This window comes from Nonomuraea sp. NPDC050663, assembly GCF_044456985.1.
Taxonomy (GTDB): Bacteria; Actinomycetota; Actinomycetes; order Streptosporangiales; family Streptosporangiaceae; genus Nonomuraea.
On sequence record NZ_JBITGL010000017.1, the window covers coordinates 38,639 to 63,917 of the forward strand.

General features: G+C 70.5%; 22 protein-coding genes. 17 read left to right on the forward strand and 5 right to left on the reverse strand.

Translation table 11 applies throughout. The features are described 5' to 3' along the window. The first annotated feature begins 85 nt into the window (after positions 1-85). From ACIBH1_RS37945 to ACIBH1_RS37985, 9 genes are all read left to right on the forward strand, one after another. On the forward strand, positions 86-262 hold the full coding sequence (locus tag ACIBH1_RS37945; RefSeq protein ID WP_397318879.1) for a hypothetical protein: 177 nt from the start codon (positions 86-88) through the stop codon (positions 260-262). A gap of 347 nt (positions 263-609) precedes the next feature. After that, complete coding sequence (locus tag ACIBH1_RS37950) at positions 610-987, forward strand: hypothetical protein (RefSeq protein WP_397318880.1); 378 nt, start codon at positions 610-612, stop codon at positions 985-987. 83 nt (positions 988-1,070) lie between these two features. Beyond that, positions 1,071-3,974 (forward strand): AAA family ATPase, encoded by a 2,904-nt coding sequence (locus ACIBH1_RS37955; protein ID WP_397318881.1) that lies wholly within the window; start codon positions 1,071-1,073, stop codon positions 3,972-3,974. 59 nt (positions 3,975-4,033) lie between these two features. Beyond that, positions 4,034-4,156, forward strand: a complete 123-nt coding sequence (locus tag ACIBH1_RS37960; RefSeq protein ID WP_397318882.1) for a hypothetical protein — start codon at positions 4,034-4,036, stop codon at positions 4,154-4,156. Positions 4,157-4,234: 78 nt separating this feature from the next. After that, positions 4,235-8,305: a S8 family peptidase gene (locus ACIBH1_RS37965; protein ID WP_397318883.1), complete on the forward strand. Its 4,071-nt coding sequence runs from the start codon at positions 4,235-4,237 to the stop codon at positions 8,303-8,305. A gap of 460 nt (positions 8,306-8,765) precedes the next feature. Next, positions 8,766-9,242, forward strand: coding sequence for a hypothetical protein (locus tag ACIBH1_RS37970; RefSeq protein ID WP_397318884.1), 477 nt, complete (start codon positions 8,766-8,768; stop codon positions 9,240-9,242). Positions 9,243-9,248: 6 nt separating this feature from the next. Beyond that, positions 9,249-10,286 carry a hypothetical protein gene (locus ACIBH1_RS37975; protein ID WP_397318885.1) on the forward strand — a complete coding sequence of 346 codons (1,038 nt, stop codon included), beginning with the start codon at positions 9,249-9,251 and terminating at the stop codon, positions 10,284-10,286. Positions 10,287-10,323: 37 nt separating this feature from the next. Continuing rightward, positions 10,324-11,289 (forward strand): IS481 family transposase, encoded by a 966-nt coding sequence (locus ACIBH1_RS37980; protein WP_397318886.1) that lies wholly within the window; start codon positions 10,324-10,326, stop codon positions 11,287-11,289. Positions 11,290-11,455: 166 nt separating this feature from the next. After that, on the forward strand, positions 11,456-12,358 hold the full coding sequence (locus ACIBH1_RS37985; protein ID WP_397318887.1) for an alpha/beta fold hydrolase: 903 nt from the start codon (positions 11,456-11,458) through the stop codon (positions 12,356-12,358). Positions 12,359-12,559: 201 nt separating this feature from the next. On the opposite strand, the gene ACIBH1_RS37990 is transcribed toward ACIBH1_RS37985, so the two are convergent. Next, entirely contained in the window at positions 12,560-13,450 is an 891-nt protein-coding gene (locus ACIBH1_RS37990; RefSeq protein WP_397318888.1) for an alpha/beta fold hydrolase, read from the reverse strand. A gap of 93 nt (positions 13,451-13,543) precedes the next feature. Here ACIBH1_RS37990 and ACIBH1_RS37995 point away from each other — a divergent pair, with 93 nt between their 5' ends. From ACIBH1_RS37995 to ACIBH1_RS38015, 5 genes are all read left to right on the forward strand, one after another. Continuing rightward, positions 13,544-13,996, forward strand: a complete 453-nt coding sequence (locus tag ACIBH1_RS37995) for a MarR family transcriptional regulator (RefSeq protein ID WP_397318889.1) — start codon at positions 13,544-13,546, stop codon at positions 13,994-13,996. A 50-nt stretch (positions 13,997-14,046) separates the two neighbouring features. Beyond that, positions 14,047-14,223: a hypothetical protein gene (locus ACIBH1_RS38000; RefSeq protein WP_397318890.1), complete on the forward strand. Its 177-nt coding sequence runs from the start codon at positions 14,047-14,049 to the stop codon at positions 14,221-14,223. 628 nt (positions 14,224-14,851) lie between these two features. Continuing rightward, a complete protein-coding gene (locus tag ACIBH1_RS38005) occupies positions 14,852-17,533 on the forward strand; it encodes a LuxR C-terminal-related transcriptional regulator (RefSeq protein ID WP_397318891.1) in 2,682 nt (893 codons plus the stop codon). A 129-nt stretch (positions 17,534-17,662) separates the two neighbouring features. Beyond that, entirely contained in the window at positions 17,663-18,244 is a 582-nt protein-coding gene (locus ACIBH1_RS38010) for a dihydrofolate reductase family protein (RefSeq protein ID WP_397318893.1), read from the forward strand. A gap of 96 nt (positions 18,245-18,340) precedes the next feature. Beyond that, positions 18,341-19,126, forward strand: coding sequence for a class I SAM-dependent methyltransferase (locus ACIBH1_RS38015; protein WP_397318894.1), 786 nt, complete (start codon positions 18,341-18,343; stop codon positions 19,124-19,126). A 176-nt stretch (positions 19,127-19,302) separates the two neighbouring features. On the opposite strand, the gene ACIBH1_RS38020 is transcribed toward ACIBH1_RS38015, so the two are convergent. The 3 genes from ACIBH1_RS38020 to ACIBH1_RS38030 all read right to left on the reverse strand — a co-directional run bounded on the left by ACIBH1_RS38020 (position 19,303) and on the right by ACIBH1_RS38030 (position 21,830). Then, entirely contained in the window at positions 19,303-20,574 is a 1,272-nt protein-coding gene (locus ACIBH1_RS38020) for a hypothetical protein (RefSeq protein WP_397318895.1), read from the reverse strand. Then, positions 20,571-21,071, reverse strand: a complete 501-nt coding sequence (locus ACIBH1_RS38025; RefSeq protein WP_397318896.1) for a SigE family RNA polymerase sigma factor — start codon at positions 21,069-21,071, stop codon at positions 20,571-20,573. Before ACIBH1_RS38025 ends, ACIBH1_RS38020 begins: the two co-directional genes overlap by 4 nt. Positions 21,072-21,284: 213 nt before the next feature. Next, on the reverse strand, positions 21,285-21,830 hold the full coding sequence (locus tag ACIBH1_RS38030) for a YceI family protein (protein WP_397318897.1): 546 nt from the start codon (positions 21,828-21,830) through the stop codon (positions 21,285-21,287). A gap of 88 nt (positions 21,831-21,918) precedes the next feature. Here ACIBH1_RS38030 and ACIBH1_RS38035 point away from each other — a divergent pair, with 88 nt between their 5' ends. Both ACIBH1_RS38035 and ACIBH1_RS38040 read left to right on the forward strand, forming a co-directional pair. Further along, on the forward strand, positions 21,919-22,392 hold the full coding sequence (locus ACIBH1_RS38035; protein WP_397318898.1) for a MarR family winged helix-turn-helix transcriptional regulator: 474 nt from the start codon (positions 21,919-21,921) through the stop codon (positions 22,390-22,392). A gap of 235 nt (positions 22,393-22,627) precedes the next feature. After that, positions 22,628-23,575: a sulfotransferase domain-containing protein gene (locus ACIBH1_RS38040; protein ID WP_397318899.1), complete on the forward strand. Its 948-nt coding sequence runs from the start codon at positions 22,628-22,630 to the stop codon at positions 23,573-23,575. Between the two features lie 148 nt (positions 23,576-23,723). On the opposite strand, the gene ACIBH1_RS38045 is transcribed toward ACIBH1_RS38040, so the two are convergent. Beyond that, positions 23,724-24,182 (reverse strand): MarR family winged helix-turn-helix transcriptional regulator, encoded by a 459-nt coding sequence (locus ACIBH1_RS38045; protein WP_397318900.1) that lies wholly within the window; start codon positions 24,180-24,182, stop codon positions 23,724-23,726. A gap of 83 nt (positions 24,183-24,265) precedes the next feature. On the opposite strand from ACIBH1_RS38045, the gene ACIBH1_RS38050 reads away from it, so the two are divergent. After that, positions 24,266-24,832: an NADPH-dependent FMN reductase gene (locus ACIBH1_RS38050; RefSeq protein WP_397318902.1), complete on the forward strand. Its 567-nt coding sequence runs from the start codon at positions 24,266-24,268 to the stop codon at positions 24,830-24,832. The last annotated feature ends 447 nt before the right edge of the window (positions 24,833-25,279 follow it).

A 25,279-nucleotide genomic window follows, 5' to 3' on the forward strand; every position in this document is an offset into this window, starting at 1 on the left:
GCTGGAGAACACGGGACCAATCAATGCCAACCCCACCACGCGCTCAGTCAATTATTCGCTGATCGCAGGCCCGTGCATCACGCACATGGAGATCAGGGACTACGACAGCGACGACGTCGTCAAGTACCGCTCGATCAACGCCGGCACGAAAGTGGATGGAAAAGTCCCGGAGGCTGGCGACGCCCCCGGAGACCTGTCGGGACGGTACTACGTCGTGATCACACGCGGCTGCTACGGATCCAAGGTCACCATCTCCAGCTAGGCAGAGTCTCCCCAAGCGCACAGCAACGTTCCGACCCATAGGGAGCCGGGCTGGTCTGGGGTCGGATTCGGGCGACAGCTACGGATGTCGCCCGACATGAAAGACGAGCCCCCGCCCGCCCATCTCAGGAGAAGCGCGCTCCGGCCTTGCGCCTGCAGAAAATTCCGTCCGTGCAGATCAAGCGGCGTGTGAGTATTCGTCGAGGATGCCGCCAAGCCGGTCGCGTCGGCGGATGGAGCTGCCCCGAGGCCTCGGCCTGGAAGATCGTCCACTGGTGGCCTACGGTGCCGCGAGTGGGCCTGCGGCACCGGTTGGCCCGCCAGCCCTGGTGCAGCAGGTGTAGGCGGGTGCGTGGCCGCCGCGGCCCGGCTCGCGTCGTGGAGCGCGCCGGGCGGCTCGACGCGCTGGTCAACGATGCGGCGTCGGCTCCCTCACCCGGCGGAGCACGTCCACCGACCTGGCCGTGGTGGGCCCGCTGTCGGTGGCGTATTCACCGTCCAAGACGTTCCTCGATCGCCGTCACCCTCCAGTACGCCAGAGAGCTGCGGGACACCGGCATCCCGATCAACGCCGCCTGCCCCGGCTTCCTCGCGACCGGCCTCAACGGCTTCCGCGGCGTGCGCACGCCCGAGCAGGAGGCAACGGTCGCGATCCGGCTCTCCACCCTGCCGGACGGCGGCCCGACCGGCGCGTTCTTCGCGGACGCCGGGATGGTGCCCTGGTGACAGCCCTTGCCCGAGGGTGCTTACGGTATGAATGATCGCAAATGCGGTAATTCATCACGACCGGGTGAGCGGAGGTGGTCTCGATGGCGGACGGCGACACGGCCGCGGGACGGGTGATCTCCCCCATCCTGATCGGACGCGAGGAGGAGCTCCGCCGCCTGGTCGCGGCGGTGAGCCGGCCGCCCGCGGTGGTCGTGCTCGAAGGCGAGGCCGGCATCGGCAAGAGCAGGCTGCTGGCCGAACTCGCGGCGCTGCCCGTGATGGCCGGCAGGCGGCTGCTGCGCGGCGGCGCCCGGCGCATCCGGGAACCGTTCCCGCTGGGCCCGCTGATCGAGGCGCTGCGCGGCACCGGCGACTCGCTGGCGAGCGTCGGCCTGTCGCCGGTCGCGGGCGCGTTGCGCGCTCTGCTGCCCGAGCTGGCACCCGTGCTGCCGCCCGCCCTGGAGTCCCTGGACGACCGGGCCGCCGAGCGCCACCAGCTGTTCCGCGGTCTGGCCGAGGTGCTGCGGGCGCTCGGCCCTGTGGTGCTGGTGGTGGAGGATCTGCACTGGGCCGACGAGCAGACGATCGAGTTCCTCGCCTACGCGCTGGCGGTGCCGCTGCCGGAGCTGTCGCTCGTGCTCGCCTACCGGGGAGAGGAGGCGGGCGGCTCGGTCCGGGAGGTGACCGGGCGTCCCGCGGACCCGGTCTTCCACGACCACATCGTGCTCAGGGCCCTGGACGCCGACCAGACCGGCGCGATGGCCGCGGCGATCCTGGGCGAGGCGGGCGTCACCGCCGACTTCGGCACGCATCTGTACGAGCTCTCCTCGGGGCTTCCGCTGGCCGTACAGGAACTGATGGCGCTGCTGCGGGCGCGCGGCGCGCTGATCAGGCTGCGCAGCGGACGGTGGGCGCGCAAGGCGGTGGCCGAGCTCGACGTGCCGCCGGGCGTGCGCGACTCGGTGCGGGAACGGGTGGCACGGCTGCCCGAGGCCGCTCGGGTCGTGGCGGAGGCGGCGGCGGTGCTGCAGGTGCCGGTGCGGCTGGACGAGCTGGCCTCGGTGAGCGGGCTGACCAGGGCGCAAGCCGTGGCCGGGGTGGACGAGCTGCTGGTCTCCGGCCTGCTGGACGAGCAGGCCGGGGCGGTGGCGTTCCGGCATGTGCTCACCGCCCAGGCGGTGTACGGCGCGATCCCGCTCGGCCGGCGGCAGGAGCTGCACGGGCGGGCCGCCGCGGCCGTACGGGCCCTGAAGCCGGTGCCGCTCGGCCAGGAGGCCCACCACCTGCGCCAGGCCGGGCGGCTGGCCGACTGGGTGGAGGCCGCCGAGCAGGCCGCGGAGCAGGCCTCGCAGCTCGGCGACGACGCCGAGGCCGTCCGCATCCTGGAGGACGTGCTGCGTCACGCGCCTCTCGACCCGGAACGCCGAAGCCGCCTGGCGGTACGGCTGGGCTGGGCCGCGCCGCAGGTGCTGCGCCCGCCGAAGGTCATCGACCTGCTGTCGCAGGCGCTGGAGTCGGAGCGGCCGGGCCTGCTGCGCGGCCAGTTGCACTTTCTCATCGGGTTGCTCCAGGAAAGACACGGTGAGGACCCCGGCGCGCAGCGCCGGGCCTTCGCCGCCGCCGTCGGCGACCTGGCCGGCCGGCCCGACCTGGCGGCCTGGGTGATGGCGGCGCTCGGCCGGCCGATGGACGCACGGGTACCGCTGGCCGAGCACGTCGTGTGGCTGGAGCGGGCGCTGGCGGCGGTGCCGGCGATCGGCGACCCGGTCGAGGAGGTGTTCATCCTCGGCAAGATCGCGACCTCGCTGGGCGGGTACGGCGACGCCCGCTGGCTGGAGCTGACCGGCGAGGTGCGCCGCAGGACCGGCGGCCGGCCACGGCACCGCCAGGAGGTGGGCGCCTACCGCTCCATCGCCGAGAACGCGTGCCTCGCCGGTAACTACGAGGTCGCCGCCACGCTGCTGAGCGCGGCGATGCGGGAGGCGGCCGGTGAGGAGTCCTCGCGCGAGCCGCTGGCGCGCTGCCGCCTGGTCGCGCTCCTGCTGGCCTGCTGCCAGGGCCGGTGGGACGGTCTGGAGGAGGAGACCGCGCTGCTGCTCGAGGAGTACGGCGGGCGTCCGTTCGACCGGCTCGGCGCCGAGACCGTCGCGGCCTGCCTGGCGCTGGCCCGCGGCGAGCTCGAAACCGCCCGGCGCGAGCTGCCCGACGTCGCCGACAGGGCCATGGTCATGGGCGCCTACGAGCTGCTGCCGCTGTCGGTGGCCGGGTTCCTGCGGCTGTCCACGGCGAGCGGCGAGGCCCGGGCCGCACTCGGGGCGACCGAGGCGGCGGTCGCCGTGTGGGAGACCAAGGGGCTCTGGCCGCTGGCGGTGCGCGCGTTGCCCGCGCTGGCCGAGGCGATGGCGGCCGCCGACCGGCAGGACGAGGCGCTCGCGCTGGTGGACCGGCTGTCGGTACGGCTCGGCGACCTCGACGCACCGATGGCCGCCCCGGCGCTGGCCCACGCCCGCGCTCACCTCACCGCATCGGACGAGGCCGCCGCGGCGCACTTCCTGGAGGCGGCGGCCGGATACGAGCTGCTCGGCGCGCCGTACGAGGTGGCCCAGGCACGCGAGCTGGCGGCCGGGCGGCTGTTCGAGGCCGGGGATCCCGGAGCGGGCGAGCCTCTGCGAGAGGCGATGGCGACGTTCCGCGACCTGGCCGCCCGGTGGGATCTCGACCGTGCCGCGCAGCTCGCCCGCAGGCACGGCGTGACGGTTAAGGGCCGCTATCCCGGCGGTCCGCAGGGTTACGGCGCGGACCTGTCCCCCAGGGAACGCGAGATGGCCGACCTGGCCGCCGCGGGCCTCACCAACCGGGAGATCGGCCAGCGGCTGTTCGTCTCGCCCAGGACGGTGGAGAAACACCTCGGCGCCGCGTTGCGCAAGCTCGGGCTGCGCTCCCGTGCCGCTCTCGGCGCGCACCTCGGCACCGAGCACCCCCGTAGTGACCCGCCCGGTCCGTGAGCCGGGAATGGGGTGGCCTACCCATAGCCCCTAGCGGACGTGCGCACGACGCTTATGGCATGTCCGAAACCGACTCTCCCGACGGCGAACAGGGCGACGCCGACCCGGCGCGGAAAGGACCGCCGGAGAAGCCGGTCATCGAACCCCTTGACGACGCCCCCGAAGGGTTCGAGCCCGTCTGATCTTCCCCCCTCTGCACCCCCGAAGGGTTCGAGCCCGTCTGATCTTCCCCCCTCTGCACCCCCGAAGGGCAATTCCGCATGTTCCCACGCAGGTCACCGCATGATCCTCCCTCCGTCAGGCCACGCCGTACGAGCGCGCTGCTCGCGGTCTCGGCTCTCGCGCTCGGCGCCCTCACGGTGCCCGGCACCCCCGCCCTCGCCCGGGAACCCGCCCCCACGCCGGGTCAGGTCACCGGCCCGGTCGCGCTGACCGGGCTGGGCCCGGGTGACCGTACGATCACGCTGATCACCGGAGACCGGGTACGGCTCAGCGACGCGGGCGGCGGCACCTACTCCGTCCGGCCGGAGTCGAGCGTGCGCCCCGACGGCACCAGCGCCCAGCTCTCCACGCTGGCCACCCCGGACGGCGTCTACGTCACCCCGAGCGACGCCGTGCCCGCCATCAACGCGGGCCGCCTGGACCGGGAGCTGTTCAACGTCACCTACCTGGCCGAGAACGGCTACACCGACGACCAGGCCAAGCAGTTACCCGTCATCGTGCAGTACCCCGGCCGGCACGACGACCGGGCGGTCGCCTCGGCGGCCGAGGCCATCCCCGCCAGCGAGCCCGTGCTCGCGCTGGAGAGCGTCAACGCCGCCGCGCTGCGCGTCACCAAGGCCGAGGCGGGCACGTTCTGGACCGCGGTGCGGGCCGCGCCCGACGCGAACGGGCTCGCCGGGCGGGCGGCGCTGCGCGGCGAGATCGCCAAGGTGTGGCTGGACGGCAGGGTCGAGGCCGACCTCGCCGAGAGCGTCCCGATGATCGGCGCCCCGCAGGCGTGGGCCGGCGGGCACGACGGCGCGGGCGTGAAGGTCGCCGTCCTCGACACCGGAGTCGACGCCACGCACCCCGACCTGGCCGGCCGGATCACCGACAGCAGGTCCTTCATCCCCGGCGAGGAGGTGCGGGACGGCCACGGCCACGGCACCCACGTCGCCTCCACCATCGCCGGCTCCGGCGCGGCGGCCGGCGGCAAGCACAAGGGCGTCGCGCCCGGCGTCGAGCTGATCGTCGGCAAGGTGCTGTCCGACGGGGGGTCCGGCAGCGAATCCCAGATCATCGAGGGCATGGAGTGGGCAGCCGCCTCCGGCGCCAAGGTGGTCAGCATGAGCCTGGGCGGCGAAGCCACCGACGGCAGCGACCCGATGAGCCAGGCGGTCGACGCGCTCAGCGCGTCCACCGGCGCGCTGTTCGTGATCGCCGCGGGCAACACCGGCGAGGGCGGCGCCGAGACCGTCGCCACCCCCGGCACGGCCGAGGCCGCGCTCACCGTGGCCGCGGTGGACAAGAGCGACCAGTGGGCCCCTTTCTCCAGCCAGGGACCGCGCGTCGGCGGCGGGCTCAAGCCGGACATCGCCGCTCCTGGCGTCGCCATCGCCGCGGCACGCGCCGCGGGCACCAGCATGGGGAGCCCGATCGACGAGCACTACACGGCCGCGAACGGCACCTCGATGGCCACCCCGCACGTCGCCGGAGCCGTCGCGATCATGGCGCAGCGGCACCCCGGCTGGACGGGCGCGCAGCTCAAGGCCGCGCTGATGTCGACCGCGAAGGACGACGCGCTCAGCGTGTACAAGCAGGGCGCCGGCCGCGTCGACCTGGCCACGGCGTACGCCCAGCAGGTCTTCGCCGCCACCGGAGGGATCGACTTCGGCGCGGTGGAGATCGGCACCGAACCCGCCACCCGGGAACTGACCTACACCAACCTGGGCGGCACGCCCGTCACGCTGGCGCTCGCCGCAACCCTGAGCGGGTCGGACGGCGGCGCGATCGAGGGCGCGCTGAGTCTCAGCGCGACGACGCTCACCGTGCCCGCCGGAGGCACCGCCACTGCGACGGTCACCGTCGCCCCCAAGGCACTGGCGAACCTGGACAACTACACCGGCGCCGTCACCGCGACCGCCGACGGCGTCCGGCTGCGCACCCCCGTGGGCGTCGTCCGCGAAACGCCCAAGGCCACGCTCACCATCCGCACCCTGGGCCGCGACGGCAAGCCGCTGACTCCCTGGGCCCAGGACACCATCGACGTGTCCGGCGGCAAGGGCGTCCTCGGCGGCGTCCTGGTGCCCGCCGAGGGCACCACGACCGTCCGTGTCCCGCACGGCGTCATCAGCGTGGCCCAGTTCGTGGAATGGGTCGACGACGACGACCGGCTCAACCTGGCGATGCTGTCCGTGCCGGAACTGACCGTCACCAAGGACACCGAGATCACGCTCGACGGCCGGAAGCTGAGCCAGGTGCGGTTCAGCACCCCGCAGCCCGCCGAGCCGCTGAACAACTATGCCTACCTGGCCTATCAGCGGACCGTCCTCAACGGCCACTCCTACATGGGCTTCACCTGGCCCCGCGCGCCCTACGGCGGAGCCGCCCAGCTCTGGGCGCTGCCCACCGAGAAGGTCACCAAGGGCGCCTTCCGCTTCCACACCCGCTTCACCCTCGGCCGGGCCGAGGTCGCCATGAGCGTGCTCGGACGCGGGCGCGACAGGCTCACCCTGCACCCGAGGACCTCGCTGCACGGGATCAACCCGGCCGGGGTGCACGAGCAGAGCGACGGCCACCCCGGCTTCGTACCGTTCACCGGGACCCGCGACTTGGAGGTCGTCGACGTCGGCGAGGGCAGGCCCGAGGACCTCGCCGGCCGCGACCTGCGCGGCAAGCTCGTCCTGCTGGAGGCGCCGATGTCGGAGGGCGTGTTCGGCGCCACGTGCGGCGTGCAGATCGAACGACTCGGCCCGATCCGTGACGCCGGAGCGGCAGCGGTCGCGTACTTCCCGAAGCCCGGCTCCGGCTGCGCGATCCCGCTGCCCCTGACGCAGATCCCCTTCACCGGGGAGGCCAAGCCCATCGGTGTCGCCACGGCGTCGCTACCGTCCGGCGAAGGGCTCGCCCTGCGCGCCCGGCTCACCGGCGGCAAGCCGGTGACCGTACGGGTGACCGGCACCGAGGAGACGCCCTACAGCTACACCTTCGCCCCCTACGAGGAGGGCCGGGTGCCCCGCTCGCTGCACTACAGCTTCGGCGAGCGTGACCTGGCCAGGGTCGACCTGGACACCCACGTCGTCGCCCCCCACACCTACGACGACTGGCGGTACGCGCACAAGCCCGACGACGTCATGCCGCTGTCGTCGAGTCTCGCCGGGTGGGGCGTTCCCCGGCTCGGCCTCCGGGAACGCCGCGACTGGATCGGTCCGCTCGACAGCGGGAAGCTCTGGTCGCACGGCATGGAGGAGATGCGCGGCACGCCCATCGACGCCCGGGTGCCGCAGTGGGCACTGGAGGTGTTCGACCAGCCGGTCCGCGTCCGACAGAGCTGGATGACCACGCCGTTCACGCCCGGCGCCGCGACCGGCTCGGACAAGGTCTACAAGCTGGCCAAGCCGGGCGCGAACCTCGGCGCGTTCTTCCGGTGCATGATGTGCGTCCAGGGCGACAAGCTGTGGGCGGAGTTCGAGCCCAGCTACGGCTCCCCGGGAACCAGGCAGTACAGCGGCGGCTACTGGCCGACGAACGACCTGACCAAGCCCGGCTTCGAGGTCCGCCTCTACCGGGACGGCACGGAGATCCCGCGTGCCGAGGCCGGCGGCTCGACCATCCTGCCGGTCTTCACCCTGCCGCAGCAGTCGGGCAGCTACCGGCTGACCGCCAGGAACGACCGGCACGACAACGAGTGGACCTTCACCGCCCCGGCCGCAGGGGCCGAGCGGCTGCCCGGGTCCTTCTGCTCGCTCGACGTGCTGTACGGCACGGCGGAGCCCTGCAAGCCGGCCCCGGTCGTGTTCGTCAGCTACGACCTGGGCGACACCCTGGACGCCGCCAACAGCGTGCGCGCCGGGCGGACCCACACCTTCACCGTCTCCCCCTACCACGCCCCGTCCCGGTCGAAGATGCCGGAGATCGCCGGCCTGCGGCTGTGGGCCAGCACCGACGACGGCGCCACCTACACCCCCGTCCCCGTCAAGCGCGACCGGGACGGCACCTACACCGCCACGACCCGCTACCCCGCCCTCGCCGCCACCAAGGGCGCGGTGACGCTCAAGGTGGAAGTCTGGGACCAGGCGGGCAACACCCTGAAGCAGACCACCATCCGAGCCTTCGACCTGCGCAAGTGACCACCTGACCGTCGCCCGGCCGGGCCCCGTCCACCCGGCCGGGCGACGGCTGTCACTGCGCCTGCCGCGTCCATGCAGTCCAAGCTGCAGGTGAGGGCCGCCCGCCCGGCCCTTTTTCGATGCCGGCGCCTCGACCCCGCCGCCGCGCGAGATCTTGTGCCAGGCATACGCCGACCTGCAGAGGCCCGCAGCTTCTCGGCCACCTACAGCGGCGACAAGCCCCTGACGACCAGCTCACGCTTGGCTCGCGCCGGCCGGGGTCAGACCACCACCGTCCGGATAACGCATCCCACCGGCATACCTCAACCACCCGGCGGGCGCGCAACCACGCCGCACGCTCAACTTCCCGACGCCCGGGAGTCGATGAACGGTCGCGGCACTCCCGAAATCCATACACACATGACCATCCACGACCGCGCATACCGGCGACATACCACCGCTCCATACGATCCGTTGATGGATGCAAGTCAAGGAACGAAAGGGCACCATGCGACTGAGCACCATCCTTCGGCATGCGGCGATCGTCGGGACCGCGAGCCTGACGTTGTCGATCGCCGGCGCCGGCGGCGCTTCCGCCTCTGCGTCGGCTGACAAGACTCTCAGCGGCAGTTGCTCGTCGGACCCCAAGGGTTTCAGCGGCTCGGCACGCTACTACTTCAACGGCGTTGGGCGTGACGTCTTCACCAAGTTCACGTACGCGATCGGCGGTAGGGCCGGATCGAAGACCGACGTGGCCATCGATGTCTATTCGGACAAGAACAACGCACCCGACACGTGGTGGAGCGGTTGGAGCACCGACAAGGCCAAGGTGGGCACGAAGAGCGTGACCGTCAGTATCCCCGCCTCCTCGAAGGACAAGGTCTACGTCAAGTTCTGGGTGCGCTGGGACCTTCCGGGCCTCGACCCCACGTGCAGCTTCCAGACCAAGCGGATCTAGCGGCCAATGAACCGCCGCGCACTCAGCGCGTCCCTGCTGGCGCTGGTGGCGGTCACGTCATGCTCCACCGGCGGTGAGCAGGAAATGCCGCCGGTTTTCGTCGCCGCCTCCTCAACGGGGGCGATCGTGTACGACCCGCAGACCGAATCGCACCGCGGATACGCCTCGGACGGACAGCACATATGGACGGATACGCAGGCTGCCGTATGCGCGTCCCGGTGCCCAGAAGCGGCCTTCTCCACCGCAACCCGGAAGGTGCTGAGCCGGAGGGGCGATGCGGACACGGTCATCGCCGAAAACGGCACGCTCCAGATCCAGCGTTCCGACGGCAAGAAGGAGAGCCATCCGGTCGCCGACGTGGAGAACGTCCTGTGGCAGGAGAGCCCCGACCGGATGACGGCTCTGCTGCTCTACACCGACCCCCGCCTGCCCGGCGCTGACATCCTGCGCTTCCAGCGCGACGCTCACGGATGGCGAGCTACAGGGGAGCGCGTGCCCGCAGGGGGGTTCTGGGGTGGCTGCGTCGGCGGAGACTGGGCGGTCCTGACCGGCGAGCGCGGAGGAGTACTCAAGAAGGGAACCCTCATTCCCCTGCAGGTCAATCTCGACCAGCCCGGGGAATGCGTGGCCGGTACGCACGGGGGCGCGGTGGTGTCCCGCTACGTCGACCAGCGCGGAACCCATCACACCGAGGTTCGCGGCATCGACCCGAGCGGGCGGCAGACGTGGTCGCGCGATGTCGCCGCTCGGGCCAGTGTGATCGCCGACCCGTCCGGCACGGTGGTCGGCCTGGTCCACGATGGCGAACTGGAGTTGCTCAACATCAAGGGGGAGGTCCGCGAGCAGCGCGAGGACGTCCTCGCGGCCAGCTTCACCGAGACGGGCCGCCTGGTGACGGTGAACGCCGACGGCAAGATCACCTGGGAACTGGCGCCCGGCGCAGCCAGGGCTGAGAAGACGGTCAGCGCTCTAGGTGTACTTGGCCGAGATCTTGGTGACACATGGCCGCAGCTAGCTGATCACATAGAAGACCTCCGGGCTTAGTGGAGTTAGCCGCTTCACCAAACACACGGAGGTCTTCATGGCACACGCTAACGCCCGACTGACGTTCCACGGCCGATGCCTGCTGGTCCGCCGTGTCGTGCAGGAAGGCCGCCCCGTCGCCCATGTCGCCGCCGAGCTGGGCGTATCACGACAGTGCGGACACCGCTGGGTCGCTCGATTTCGCCAGGAAGGCTGGGAAGGCCTGCCAGAACGGCGCAGCGGCCCGCGCCACCCGCCCCGCCGCACCCCACCCGAAACCGAGCAGCGGGTGCTGGCCGCCCGCGCCGACCTGCGCGCCGGACCTGACCGGCTCGCACCCGTGACCGGCGTGCCGGCCCGCACCATCACCCGCATCCTGCGCCGCCACCACATCCCCGTGCTGGCCGCCTGCGACCCGCTGACCGGCACCCCGATCCGCGCCGTACGCCACAGCGCCAACCGCTACGAACACCCCGCACCAGGCGACCTGATCCACCTGGACGTCAAGAAACTCGGCCGCATCCCCGACGGCGGCGGCCACCGCGCCCACGGCCGCGACCAAGCCGCCCGCGGCCGCGGCATCGGCTACGACTACCTGCACACCGCCATCGACGACCACACCCGCCTGGCCTACATCGAGATTCTGACCGACGAGAAAGGCCAGACCTGCGCCGCCTTCCTCACCCGCGCCGCCGCCTTCTTCCACGCCCACGGCATCACCCGGATCGAACGGATCCTGACCGACAACGCCAAGAACTACCGCATCAGCCACGCCTTCCAGCAAGCCTGCACAGCCCTCGGCGCCCGCCAGAAGTTCACCCGCCCACACTGCCCGTGGACCAACGGCAAAGACGAACGCCTCAACCGCACCCTGACCACCGAATGGGCCTACCGCCAGCCGTATGACAGCAACCAGCACCGCACCGACGCCCTCGGCCCCTGGCTGACCTACTACAACACCCAGCGACCCCACTCAGCCCTCGCCGGCCAGCCACCCATCAGCCGACTGACACCAAGTCCATGACCAAGTACATCTAGGGCGGCAATCGGTGCCCCCGCACGGGTGAGCATGGGCTCCCGGCTCCCACGCCTCTATCGAGATCGCTCGGCAACTCCGCCTGTCTGCTACCTGTGGGTGCGCTGCCTCATGTAGGCCTGGACGGCCAGCGCCAAGATCGTCGAGCGGCACGTTGCTGAGCAACCGTGCCACCATCGGGACAACCGATCTTGCCGGTGTCAGCGTGCTAGAGCCTTTCGAGGTCGGCGATCGGATGCTCTCGGAGGAGGAAATGATGGATCGGTGGTCCGTGCTCCCACTGCATGGTTGCGATCTCCACTACAGGGTCGGCGGCGGCGATGGCATGCCCGTGGTGTTCTCGCATGGCGCGGGAGCCGATCATGTGATGTTCGACGCCCAGAGCGAGTACCTGAGCGCTCGCGGGTTCCGGGTCGTCACCTGGGACCTGCGCGGCCACGGACTGTCCCGCCCGGCAGGGGTCCCTTTCACCGCCGAGCAGGCGATCGTCGATCTGCACGCGCTCATCCAGCACCTGGAACTGGATCGGCCGGTCCTGGTCGGGCAGTCTCTTGGCGGCAACCTCAGCCAGGCGCTCATCCGGCGACATCCAGACCTCGCCCGAGCGCTGATCGTCATCGGCTCCACGTGGAACACCGCACCGCTGTCGTGGAAGGAACGCCTGCTGCTCAAGGCGGCCACGCCCAGCCTGTTGATGATCCCCGCCAGGAGCCTGCCACGCGTGCTGGCGGAGGCCAGCGCGCAAACGCCGCAGGCGCGGGCGGACGCGCGACGAGCCTTCTCCCAGCTGACCAAGCAGGAGTTCGTGCGTGTATGGCAGGCCACCACCGACCTGCTTGACCCCGCCCCGCACTACCGCACACCGGTACCGCTGTGCCTGATCCGGGGCATGGCGGACCAGACCGGCAACATCGCCACAGCCATGCCACGATGGGCCGAGATCGAGGGCGTGGAGGAGGTCGTCATCCTCGGCGCCGGCCACATCGCCAACCAAGACGCTCCGCACGTGGTGAATGAGGCGATCGCAGCGTTCCTGAAGAGCCTCCTTCCTGCCTGACCTTCCTTCACGTGTGCGCCGCGGGCAATAGGTCGAACCTCTCCAACCCGCCCGGCCGACAGACATCGGATTGCGGGAAGGACCCGACAAAGGGGACGCTGGCTGGGCGGCGTGTCGATGCGAGCATGCAGGCTCGACTACCGGCTCGTCGGAACATCGCGGGCCAGGTTGACCGGCTGGGCAGCAAGACCGAGGCGTTGATCACTCTGCTGACCCGCGTGTCAAGCGCGTCAGCGTACTGCTGCCAGAGCGCCAGCCGACCTTCGCCGCTTGGAGGGTTCGGTGCAGTTGGGCGGCGTAGGCGCGGGGGTGGGTGGTGTTGCCGTTGTGGCCGCCGGGGAACTCGGTGACCTCGGCGCCGAGCAGCGTGGCCAGCTCCTGTGCGCAGCGGTGGTCGAAGACGATGCGCGGCGTGGTACGGCCGGCGGCAGGAATGATGCGGGTCGGGGTGTGCGCCAGTTCGTTGACCGGCAGGGTGTCGTTGATCAGGGCGGTGAAGTCGTTCTCGATGAAGAAGCCGAAGTTGGCGATCCGCCCCGAGGTCATGGGTTGCGGCGTCAGGCCGGGCTCGGCGTCGGGGTTGGCCGGGTCGATTCCCAGGACTCCGGCGACCGCCTTGAGTGTCGGAGCGAGGCCTTCCTTCCGGTAGAGCTGCTGGATCTCGGCCAGCTCGGCTTCGTGGCGGGTTCGGTCCTGGGCGGGCAGCAGGCGGGGCGCGACCGGCTCGTGCGCGATGAGGGTACTGAGCTGCCCGGTGTGCCGCAGGGCCAGGTGGAGGCCGATGGCTGCGCCCAGGCTGCAGCCGAGCATGGCCGCCGGTTCGTCGGTGACGGCGGTCAGCAGTCGGTGGACGTCGTCGGCGTGTTCGGTCAACGTCACACCGCTGCCGGGGTCGTCCAGGGTGCTGCGGGACAGGCCGCGCCGGTCGTAGGTGATCACGGTGTAGGCGTCGGCGAGCTGCTTGACCAGATCGACGCTGCGTCCGGCGTCGCCCTCGCCGCTTTGGGAGATCAGGAGCGTGGGGCCGTTGCCGCGCATCTCGTAGTAGAGGGTGGCGCCCGGGACGGACAGGTAGTCGGTTGTCGTGGTCATGGAGGGTCCTTTCATCCAGGTTCGCGTCCAACGTATTCCAGCATTATTGATACATCAACATTGATGCATCTCCTTTGATGTAATCTAGGTCACGTGAACGGAGTGGACCTGTTCCTTCTGGGGCGCACCCTGATGAAGATCGGTGAAGAGGCCCTGCCCACCGAAGAGCTGGGCGACCGGCCTGGGAGTGCCCGGATCGTGTTGATCGTGGTCAGCGACGTCCGCACGCATCCCGGCAGCGCGATCAGCGAGATCGTGACCCGCACCGGCCTGCCTCAGAGCGCCGTGTCGGCGGCGGTTGCCCGGTTGCGGGAGGCGGGTGCCGTCATCACGGAACCCGATATCCGCGACCGCCGACGGCTTCTCGTCCAACCCGCCCCGGAGATCTCCAGCCGCGTGGAGCAGGTCCGCTCGACCTCCATCGACGCAGCCCTGGCCAAAGCGCTGGCCATCGACGACCCGGACAGGGTCACCGAGATCATCGCCCTCCTGGAGGAACTCGCCCGAAACCTGTCTCCCCAGGCGCTCAGCCGCCTGCGTGCCTGAGGGCCACGCGGCGGGCTGCCGAACCACAGGGCGAACGCGCCGGCCAAGCCGTGAAGATCGCCGCCGTCTTCGGGGCGGGAGCGGAGGAGGGCCTGACCGGGCCGTTGCGGGGGTACGACCCATCCGGGCGCGGCGCCGCGTTGTTCGCGTTCTTCGCCAGGACGGCCGAGTTCGAGCGCGAGCCCATCCGGCAGAAGTCGCTGGAGGGGCCAGGTCTCCGCGCGTGAGCGCGGATGCCACGACGGATCTCCCGAAGCATTCGACGACGACGTGATCGCCTACGGTTCGGGAGATCGCGGCCAAGCTCGTCACCCCCGCCGGCAAGAACAAAGGCCGGCGCTCGCCGTTGGCCAGCGTCTATCGCGTGCTGGCCGAGGATGCCGATCCCGGCCTCGGCGCCTGACCGCCCTGGCCACGCCGAAGCTCAACCGCCCTCGTGAGCACCATCGTGGAAGGGACGCAAACCCCGGGCCGAATCGGCGCGAGAGAAGGCATAGCGGCCCAGGAAGTCCTGGATCGGCGACATCCGCGCGCCACCTGCTGGCCGGGGGAGCCGCGAACCGGGCGCACCCGTGTCCAAGAGTTCCCTTCGCTCCAGTCGTCGGTGCCGCTCACCGATCGACAGGCACGCCGATTCGAAGTCGTCCTTCCACGCTTGCTCCGGCACACCGAGGCTCTCACTCCAAGCGATCACGTCGGTGTAGCCGTACAGCGGCACTGGACGGCAGGACACGGGCCAAGGCCGCCAGGACGGCCTCGCCGTACGGGAGTGGAACACGCAGATCAGGTGACCCGGCGCGCCCAGGCCCGGGTGGGCGGCCGCCGGAATGCGGTAGACACCTACCAGGGGGTGGCATGTTCGGTGAGGATGTGGCGGTGATGAAGGTGTCAGCGCGTGAGAGCGAGGTCCTCGCGGCGCTGGGCGCGGGGTTGTCCAACGCGCAGATCTCCCACCGCATGCGCATCTCGGTGCGCACGGTCGAGGGGCATGTGTCGTCGTTGCTGCGGAAGTACGGCGTCGCCGACCGGCAAGCCCTCGCCGCGCGGGGCGGCGGCGGGGGTGCGATGACCCTGCCCGGCGACATACCCGGGTTGCCGCGCTCGCGGACCAGCTTCGTCGGGCGCCGGGCCGAGGTCGAGGCGGTCCGGGCGGCGTTGGCGCGGGGCCGGCTGGTGACGCTGGTCGGCCCGGGCGGGGTCGGCAAGACCCGGCTCGCGGAGGTGGTCACGTCCGCGGTGGCGGCCGAGTACCGGTACGGCGCGGCGTTCGTCGATCTGGTGCCGGTGTGCGACGGCCGGATCGGGCATGCGGTGGCGGCGGTGTTGGAGGTGGCCGAGCACGCGGACGGGCAGGAGGCGGTTCTGGCCCGGCTGCGTCGTGGCCCGTCGCTGCTGGTGCTGGACAACTGTGAGCACCTCCCCGACGCGGTCGCCGAGTTCGTCGAGCGAGTCCTGGCCGCGAGCCCGGTGACGATCCTCGCGACCAGCCGGGAGCGGCTCGGGCTGTCCGGTGAGGTGGTTCACCCGGTCGCGCCGCTACCGTTGGGCTCGGACGCCGAGGAGTTGTTCCGCGATCGCGCGGAGCTGGCCCACCAGGCTGGGCCGTACGATGCCGTGACCGTCGCCGACCTGTGTGCGCGGCTGGACGGGCTGCCGCTCGCGATCGAGTTGGCCGCGGCGCGCAGCGCGTCGCTGGGCGCTGCCGGGCTGTCGACCGGGTTGGGTGACCATCTGCGGCTCTTGGCCGGCGGGCGCGGTTCCGTGGTGCGGCACCGGTCGCTGCGCGGGGTGATCGGGTGGAGCCATGACCTGCTCACCGAGGACGAACGGGTGGTGTTTCGCCGGTTGTCGGTGTTCGTCGGCGACTTCGACCTGCCTGCGGTGGCCGCGGTCGCCGGGATGGGCGCGGCCGAGGCCGCCGACGTGCTGGGGCGACTGGTCGACAAGAGCCTGGTCCAGCACCGGGAGGGCAGCTGGCGACTGCTGGACACGATCCGGGCGTTCGCCGCAGAACGGCTCGCGGACGAACCCGAGCACACCGAGGTACGGCGGCGGTACCTGCGCTGGGCAGCCGACCTGGCCGCCGGTCTCGCGGAACGGGCCGGTACGGCATGGCACGGCGAGTTCGACGCGGTGGCGGGCGATCTCCGGGCCGCGCTGACCGGCCAGGAGCAGCCCGACGCGGAGGCGCACCGGCTCGCGCGCACCCTCGGCCGGCTCACGTTCGCACGCGGCTATCTGTGGCAGGCGCCCGATCGGTTCGCCCACGCCGCCCGGTGCGCGCCGGATGCGAGCGAGGCGGCTCGGGATCTGGCCAGCGCGGCGGACTGCGCGCAGGTCGGCAACGACGCCGACCGGGGGTTCGAGCTGCGGCTGGCCGCCGCCGACCGGGCGCGGGACGCGGGCGCGGGCAACGCGCGGGCCGTCGCGCTGGCGCAGGCCGTCGAGCTGACCGGCCGGTTCCCGCTGGCCTTCCGTGACGAGATCCCGTTCGAGCGGCGCCGCGCGCTGCTCGCCGAAGCCGCTGCGGCCGGGGATCCGGACGATCCGATCGTCGCCGCCCGGCTCGCCTGTGCCGCGCTGTGGACCGCCCACGCGGACATCCTGCGGCCCGAGGCCGAGCTGACCAGGGCTGCCGTCGCGGCCGCTCGGGCGACCGGTGACCCGGTGCTGATCAGCGCAAGCTTGGACGCGGTGCGCGCTGCCGCGATCAACGACGGGCGCGTCGCCGAGTGGCACCGGATCGCCGCCGAGCGGCTCGAGCTGCTCGCCCCGCTCGACCCGCACGTCCCGGAACACGCGGTCGAGATCAGCGACGCACGCGGGCTGTCCTCCCTGACCGTGGTGGCCACCGCCGACCTGCCGGCCGCCAGGTCGACCGCGCGGCTGATCTCTGACGCCGAGCTGTCCGGCGACAGCGTGTACCTGGCGGCCAGCAAGACCGTTCCCGTGCTCGTCCTGTCCGGCGACCTCGACGACGCGGTGCAGCTCGCCGAGGACATGTGGACGGGCTGGCACCGCGCCGACCGGCCCCGGGCGTTCTTCGTCTGGCTGACGATGCCGTTCGCCGTGCTGGCGCACGGCCTGCGCGGTGACCAGGAGCGCGTCGCGCAGTGGCGGGCCCGGGCCGCGGCCATGGGCGACCCGGTGAGCATGGGCTGGCCGGAACTGGACCCGCTGATCACCTGGGTCGACGCCCAGCTCGCGCTGCGGCTCGGTGACCTCGACCAGGCCGCCGAGCTGGCCAAGCGCGCCCGGCGGCTGCCGTCCAGTTCCTGGTACCGGGTGCTCGCCCGCGCCGCCACCGTCGAGCTCGCGGTGGTCGCCGGCGTGCCGTCCGCCGGGACCGAGCTCGCCGCGGCACAGGCCGAGAGCGCCGGCCACGACTGGGCCACCGCCACCCTGCTGCGGGCCGCCGGCCGGCTCCACGGCGACGCCGACGCACTCGCCAGGTCGGCCGAGGTGTGGCGGCGGATGGGCGCCCGGTTCGAGCATCAGGTGACGGTAGAGCTGCTCGCCGGTCCGAAACCGCCGTAAGTGGTGGTCGCGTACCGGGCACGTGGTCACCACGCATGCGGCGGTCACGCGACGGCTGCGACGCTGTGTCGCACGGCCGGCCAAGCCGCAGAGCTTGGCCGGGCTCTCGACAACGAAGGAGACACCGCGATGGGCAAGGTCACCACGGGCGCCACGATGTCACTCGACGGCTACATCGCCGGGCCCGGAGAAAGCGGGTTCGACCTGCTGTTCCAGTGGTACGGCAACGGCGAGGTCGAGATCCCGCCGCGGCTCCGCATAAGCGCGGCCAGTGCCGCGCTGGTCAAGCCCGAATGGGACGACACCGGCGCGCTGATCGTCGGCCGTCACCTCTTCGACATGACCAACGCCTGGGGCGGACGCCACCCGATGAACGTCACCACGGTGGTGCTCACCCACCAGCGCCCCGACGACCGTCCGGAGGATGACGACAACTTCGTCTTCGTCACCGAGGGCATCGAGGCAGCCGTGGCCAAGGCCCAGGAGCTGGCGGGGGACAAGAACGTCGCCGTCAACGGCGGGGAGATGGCCCGCCAGTGCCTGGAGGCCGGCCTGCTCGACGAGGTCGGCATCGAGCTGGTACCGGTCGTGCTGGGCGGCGGGAAGACCCTGTTCGGCGAACTCGGCAGCGCGCCGGTGCAGTTCGACGGCCCCTTCGCGGTCGTCGAGGGAACCGGCGTCACCCACCTGCGCTACCGGGTCAGGAAATAGGAACCCCGACAGGGCGACGACTTCGCAGGCGACCTGCGCATGATGGCAACCGGGCGGGCCGGACGCCGAGTGAGGGAGGATGCGCGATGACCGACCATGCTGTACGGCTCGCTCAGGTGGCCCGGGGCTGGGACGAGGCCGCCGACGGGTACGAGGCCTACTACGTCCCCCGCTTCGCCCCCTGGGTCGCCACCGCGGTGCGGGCGCTCACCCACGGGCCACTGCCCGAAGGGGCCGATCCTGGTCCCGTGCTGTGGGACGTTCCCAGAGCTGGACGCGCTGCGCAAGCACCTGCCAGGGCACGAGATCGTCGGCATCGACCTGTCCGCCGGCATGGTCCGACGGGCCCGCGAACGCGCCACCCGCCATCGGCGGGCATCCGTCGTCCAGGGCGACGCCTCGACCCTCGACCCGCAGTGGACGGACACGTGCGCGGCCGTGGTGTCGGTGTTCGGGCTTCAGCAGTTGCCCGAACCCGACCTCGCCATCCGGTCGTGGGCCGCTGCGCTGCGCCCTGGCGGACGCCTGTCCGTCGTCTTCTGGCCCGCCGTCACCGAGGACGACGGCCCGTTCGCCCTCATAGCCGACACCGTGCGAGCCCGTGTGCCCGCCGGCGACAGCTCCTGGGAACACCGGCTCCTGGCGGCGTTGACGACGCAAGGCCTCGCGATCGAGTGGGACGAGCATGTGTGCCACCCCATCTCCCACCCGGACGCGACGACGTTCTTCAACGCCCACACCCGATCGGGGCCGCTCCGAGCACTCGCCGAGGCCCACGGCGAAGCCTTCGTCGATCAACTACGCGAGGCCTTCCTCCGTCGCGCTCCGGCCGGTGAATGGCGCCACCGACCACGCGCCCGCCACCTCATCGCCCACCGCTGACCGGCAACCTGCCGAGCACCGGGTCCGCCCATGCGTGGAGGATCCGCTAGGGCGATCAGAACCCGCGGCGGGGCGGGCAGGCCTGCGTAGGGCCAGATCTCTGGGTCGTCGGCCAGCGGTGAACGTCAGCCGGGGCGCGGCAGGTGGACGGCAGCCTGCGCACCGAGCGGTTGCCTTCATTCGATTCGCGTCAGGTCGATGACAACGAGCTCCTTCCCGAGCGGGTAGTACACCAGCCGGCCGTCACCCAGGGCGGGCTGGACGCTGACCGATTGGCCGTTCGCGTCTGGCCGCAGTCCCAGGTCGGCTGATCTGCCGGTGGCCAGGTCGTACAACGCCTGGCCGCCCTTCGGCGGGTTGACCGTCATGAAGCGGTCGGCTGCCAGTCCGATCGCCGCCCAGTCCGGTAGGTCGCGCTCATCCGACCCGTCACGTAGCCGGTAGAAGTCCGTCTCGTCCGGGCGCTTGCCGGCGCACATCACCACCCCGCATCTGACGTACTTCTCCCCCGGACGGATCAGCGCCTCGCTCACCTCGCCGGTTTCGGCGTTGAGCAAGGTCTGGAAGCTTGTCTCGTTGTTCGGTGTGTACCTTCCGGGCGTGCCCACCCACGGCCAGCGCAGGATGTGATGATCTTCGGCGTCGGCGACCGGCCGCACAGCGCCTCCCGCGAGGGGAACGGTGAACACGCCGCCTTCCATGACCGAGAACGCCAGCCGGTCGCCGACCACGGTGAGCTTGTCACCGCCGCCTTCGACAGGGCGGTCCGTGGCGATGGCCTGCGGCGTGCCGCCCTCGATAGGCACCGACCAGAACGTCGTGACCCTGCGGCTCTCGGTCGCCTCGATCGTCTGCCAGACGATCTTTCCGGCGCCTACCGCGAAGTTGCCGGCGAACACACCCTTCGGGGTTCGAATCGTGGCCAGCTTGCGGATGTCGCCCGTCTCCAGGTCATAGGCGTGGATGGCGTCGGTTTTCTCGAAGCTTGCCCAGGTCTCCATCAGCAGCGTGCGATCGTCGATGAACAGCTGCGGGCGCAACGTCCGCCCGTTGGATGACTTGGCCGGGATCTTCCAGACAGCTCTCGGCCAGACGTCCTCGACACGACCGGCACCCATGGCCGCAGGCTTGCCCGACGGCGACGACGATGACGGCTTCGCACTCGCAGGCTCGTCGGGGGCCGGACTTCCGGTCGCGGGTTGGCTCGCGACCGGGAGCGTCGGGTTCACCGCGGTAGGGCCGGACTCCTTGCCACCGTCGCGAACGGCGATGCCGATCCCGCCCGCGACCACCGCCACCATGGCGGCGGCGAGCATGGCATGCTGACGCGCCTTGCGCCGCCGGGATCTCATCGCGACATGCGCGGACAGCCCACGCGGTGCCAGAGGGGCGCCCTCGGAGGCGCGGACGAGGGCGTTGCGCAGGTCGGCTTCCCACTCCTCGGTCATTCGGCACTCCCGTTGGTCGCCATGGGATCGGGCACAGTGGCGCGGAGCTTGCTCAGGCCGAGCGATGCGTGGCTGCGGACGGTCCCTCTCGAGACGCCGATCACCCGCGCGATCTCGGCGTCGGTCAGCTGTTCGTAGTAGCGCAGCACCAGTACGGCACGCTGCTTTCTCGGCAGGTTCCGGACCGCACGCCAGAGCCCCTGCTCGGCCTCGGATGGCAGCACATCCAGGTGCGCCCGCTCGGGCAGATCCCAGGTGAGATGCTCGCGCCTGCGTAATCGCCAGGCGCTGACGTGCAGCCTGGCCATGATCGCTCTGGTGTAGCCTTCCGGGTCCTGCTTACGGCGCACACGAGTCCACGCCCCATGCAGTCTGACGAGGGCTTCCTGAGTGAGGTCGGCCGCGTCATGGGCGTTTCCACTCAGCACGTAGCCATATCGCAGCAGGGCATCCGCCCGTTTAGCGACGAAGTCCGCGAAGCCGGAGTCGTCGTCCAATGACTTGCACCTTTCCTCGGTCTGCCACCTCCTAGACGAGATCGACCTTCAAAGTGTTGAATCATCGGCCGCCGTGACCTCGACCCCGTCGGCTGTCCGGCCATCGTCACCAGCGCTCCGCACCGCCGGCTCCCCCGGGTTCCCATACCGCGCGGGGAAGGCAGGCCAACAGCCGTGTGGCGAGGGGGTTGCTGTCTCTCGGCCGGCGGGTGCTCAGGTGGCCTTGACAGCCGACAGGTCGAACTCGAGCGTGATCTCGTCCGAGATCATCACCCCGCCTGCCTCCAGGACGGCGTTGTAGGTGATGCCGAAGTCCTTGCGGTTGATCACTGTGCTGCCTTCGAAACCGACTCGCGTCAGGCCCTGGGCGTCGACCGCTGTCCCGGTGTAGTCGAGCGGGATGGTGATCTGCCGGGTCACGCCGCAGATGGTCAGGTCGCCGGCGACCTCGAAGTTGTCGCCGATGATGTGCTTGACGAGGGTCGAGGTGAAAGTGATCGCCGGGTGCGCGGCCACGTCAAGGAAGTCGCTGGTGCGTAGGTGGGTGTCGCGGATCTCGTTCCTGGTGTCGATGCCGGCCACGTCGAGGATCAGGCGGACGGTGGAGCCGGCGGGATTGTCGGCGTCCAGGTAAGCGGTGGATTCCTGGAGGGGGATGCTGCCTCGCACCTTGGTCACCATCGCGTGGCGTGCCACGAAGCCGAACCGGCTGTGCAGGTGGTCGATGGTGTAGGTGCCCGTGAGGTTGTTGGGAAACATGCGCACTCCAATAGTTCAGCACTGAAAGATTCAGCACAAAGGTATATAAGTTTATTTCAGTGCGCAACATTTGAGTACGATGGCGCTCATGACTCGATGGCTCAACGACGACGAGCAGCGCGCTTGGCGTGCGTTCGGGCTGGCCAGCCGCCTGCTGACCGATCGGCTGGAGCGCGACCTGCTGGCGGCGGCCGACATGCCGCCCACCTACTACGAACTCCTCGTCCTGCTCTCGGAGGCGCCCGAGCGCACACTGCGGATGAGCGAGTTGGCGCAGTGGACCAACTCGAAGGGCAGCCGCATCTCCCATGCGGTCAACAAGCTCGAGGACAAGGGCTGGGTTCGCCGCGAGCACTACGCGGGCGACCGGCGTGGATGGCTTGCCGTACTGACAGACGACGGCCTCGCCGCGCTCCGGGCCGCGGCTCCCGCGCATGTGGCCAGCGTTCGCGAGCACCTGATCGATCTGCTTACCCCTGAGCAACTGGGCCAGTTGGAAGAGATCAGCCAGGCACTACTCGCCCACCTCACGGGGCGTGGCCCGGGAAGCGATCTTCAGTAGCGGCAGCTCGGCACGTCGTTCGCGCTCGCGAACAGATGTGGGCGGTGCGCGTTGTAGTGATCGGCGTACTCCTCCAGGGCTGATCGTAGGCCGGCGGCGTCTTCATCACCGCGACCTTGCCTGCAGGGCGTCTGGGGATCAAGTTGCAGATCAAGCACCACGCGATGAGCTATGAAGCGGTACAGGCTTGATCTGAGGCTTGACGACCCGATCTGGTTGCGGCCACTCTCCCCGCATGGGCTTGGGGGAACGCGTTCGCTACCAGACCTCCTTCACGGACTCGGCCCGCTGGGATGGGTTCGTGTTCCGTCCCGGCGACATCGTGATCAGCACTCCGGCGAAGTGCGGCACGACGTGGCTGCAGATGATCTGTGCCCTGGAGATCTTCGGGAGCGCGGCATTCGACCGGCCGCTCGACCAGATCTCGCCGTGGCTGGACGTCCTGCTGCGCCCGCTCACCGAAGTGCTGGCCGACCTCGAGGCACAGGCGCACCGGCGGTTCATCAAGACCCATACGCCCCTCGACGGATTGCCCTTCGACGACCGGGTCACCTACCTGTGCGCAAGCCGGGACCCTCGGGATGTGGCCGTGTCCCTGGACAGCCATGCCGGCAACACCGACCGGGCCGTGTCCCTCGCGTTGCGGGAGGATGTCGTGGGCGCCGTGGTCCTTGACGGGTTGCTGGCCACGGCTCCGGCCCTGCCGAGCGGGACCGCGCGCGAGCGCTTCTGGTCCTGGGTCAATCCGGCCGCGCCGGGGAAGGCCGTGTCCGACCTGGAGATCATGCTTCACCATCTGGACACGTTCTGGCAGGTCCGCGACCAGCCGAACATCGTGATGCTGCGCTACGAGGACCTCCTTGACGACCTCGAAGGGCAGATGCGCTCCATAGCAGCCCGGCTCGGGATCGCCATCACCGAGGCAGCCTGGCCGGACCTGGTCCAGGCCGCCACGTTCGCGGCCATGAAGGGCCGGGCCGGCGAGCTTGCGCCCGAAGCCAGCCATGACGGCTTCTATCGTGACTGCAGCCAGTTCTTCCACAGCGGATCGACAGGCCAGTGGCGGCAGGTCCTCAGCGAGGAGGAGCTCCCCCGTTACGCCGCCCGAGTCGCCGAATGCGCGCCCGCGGATCTTGCCGCCTGGATCCATCGGCCCGCGCTGCCGGTGGCGGGCAGGTTCTAGGGGCCGTGTGCGAGTGACGCCGCGCCGGGGCTGAGCGCGGAACTGGTGGTGGACGGCATCGTGGCTGCCTAGCCTGCGTACCCGTCGCGCCGGCCGCAGGACAGAGTCTCTAGCCGGCGGGTCTCGCCACCCGCGCCGCCAGTACCCCTCAGTCCAATCGACCACCAAGATGTTCGAGCACGGTCTCGGCGATGTCCCCCAGAACCGTGATCTGCTCCTCGGTCAGCAAGTCGACCATGTGCGCCCGCACGGATGCGACGTGGAGCGGCGCAGCCTCTTCGATCGCCTGCATCCCGCCCGGAGTGAGCACGATCACGGCCCCCCGCCCGTCGGTCTCGCACTCCTCACGCGTGACAAGGCCGCGCTCCTCCATCCGGCTGATGTGCCGGGAGAGCCGGCTCTTGGACCACAGCATGCGGTCAGCCAGCTCCTGCGATCGGCAGCGCCGGTTGGCACGCGAGCTGAGCGCGGAGAGCACGTCGTAGTCAGCGTCGGACAACCCCGAATCGCGGTGCATGTCGCGCGAGATCTGGGCATCGAGGAGCAGGCGCATACGCCGGTACCCGAGCCAGGCGCGGAATTCTTGTTCGTCAAGCCAGCGAGTCATGGGGCCAACCGTAGTCCTAGTTGACATGTAAACCAAAGTGCTCCAGCATCTGGTTTACACGTAAACCAAGTGGAGGACGACTCATGCCGACTTTGAAGATCATCGTTGCCAGCACCCGCCCCACCCGCATCGGCCGTACCATCGGCGACTGGGTGGCGGCGCATGCCGCCGGCCACGGCAGCTTCGACGTCGAACTGGTCGACCTGGCCGAAGTCGGCCTGCCCTTCCTCGACGAACCTGAAGACGCGACCACCGGCCGCTACGTGCACCAACACACCAAGGACTGGAGCGCGACCATCGATTCCGCCGACGCCTTCGTCCTGGTGATGCCCGAGTACAACTACGCCTTCAACGCGCCGCTGAAGAACTCCCTGGACTTCCTCTACCGCGAGTGGGAGCACAAGCCGGTCGGTTTCGTCAGCTACGGCGGGCTCTCCGGCGGCCTGCGCGCCGTCGAGATGCTCAAGCCCGTGCTCGTCAAACTTCGAATGATCCCGGCGGGCAACGCCGTGACCATCTTCCGCCGCCAGGCGATGGACCAGGATGGCAGGCTGATCGTCGACGCCCACCTGCAGTCCTCGGCCGACGGCATGCTGAACGAGCTGCAGACACTGACGCGGGTCATGTCCTCCCTGCGTGCCCTGGCCTGACCCTAAGCGCGGCCGCTAAATGGCCACACGGCGGCCCCGCATGGCGATCGGACGCACTCACAATCACCGCCGACGCTCGTGCGAGTCCACGCTGCGATGACCAGCCGTCAAAGGTCAGCCTTCTGCCTGATCGGACACCCGGACGAGACGCCACGGTCGGGCAGGACGAAGTCGACGCCTGTGGCGCCGGGCGCCACGCCCTGGCGACGTTGACCGAGCTCGCCTCCTCCCGAGGACCCGCCCCCATCGACCAGACCGAGCGAATTCACAGCGTGCCCTACGACCGCATCCCGCACACCCTCGTGGCCGCGACACGATGAGCCGACGCGCCGCATGACGGACCCGCCGGCGTCCGCGGCGCAGCGCTGCCGGACTGGCCCCACGCCGCGAACGTGCCCCATGGACCGACCAATCACACCGGCCAGACGTTTCCGGTCCCAGCCACAC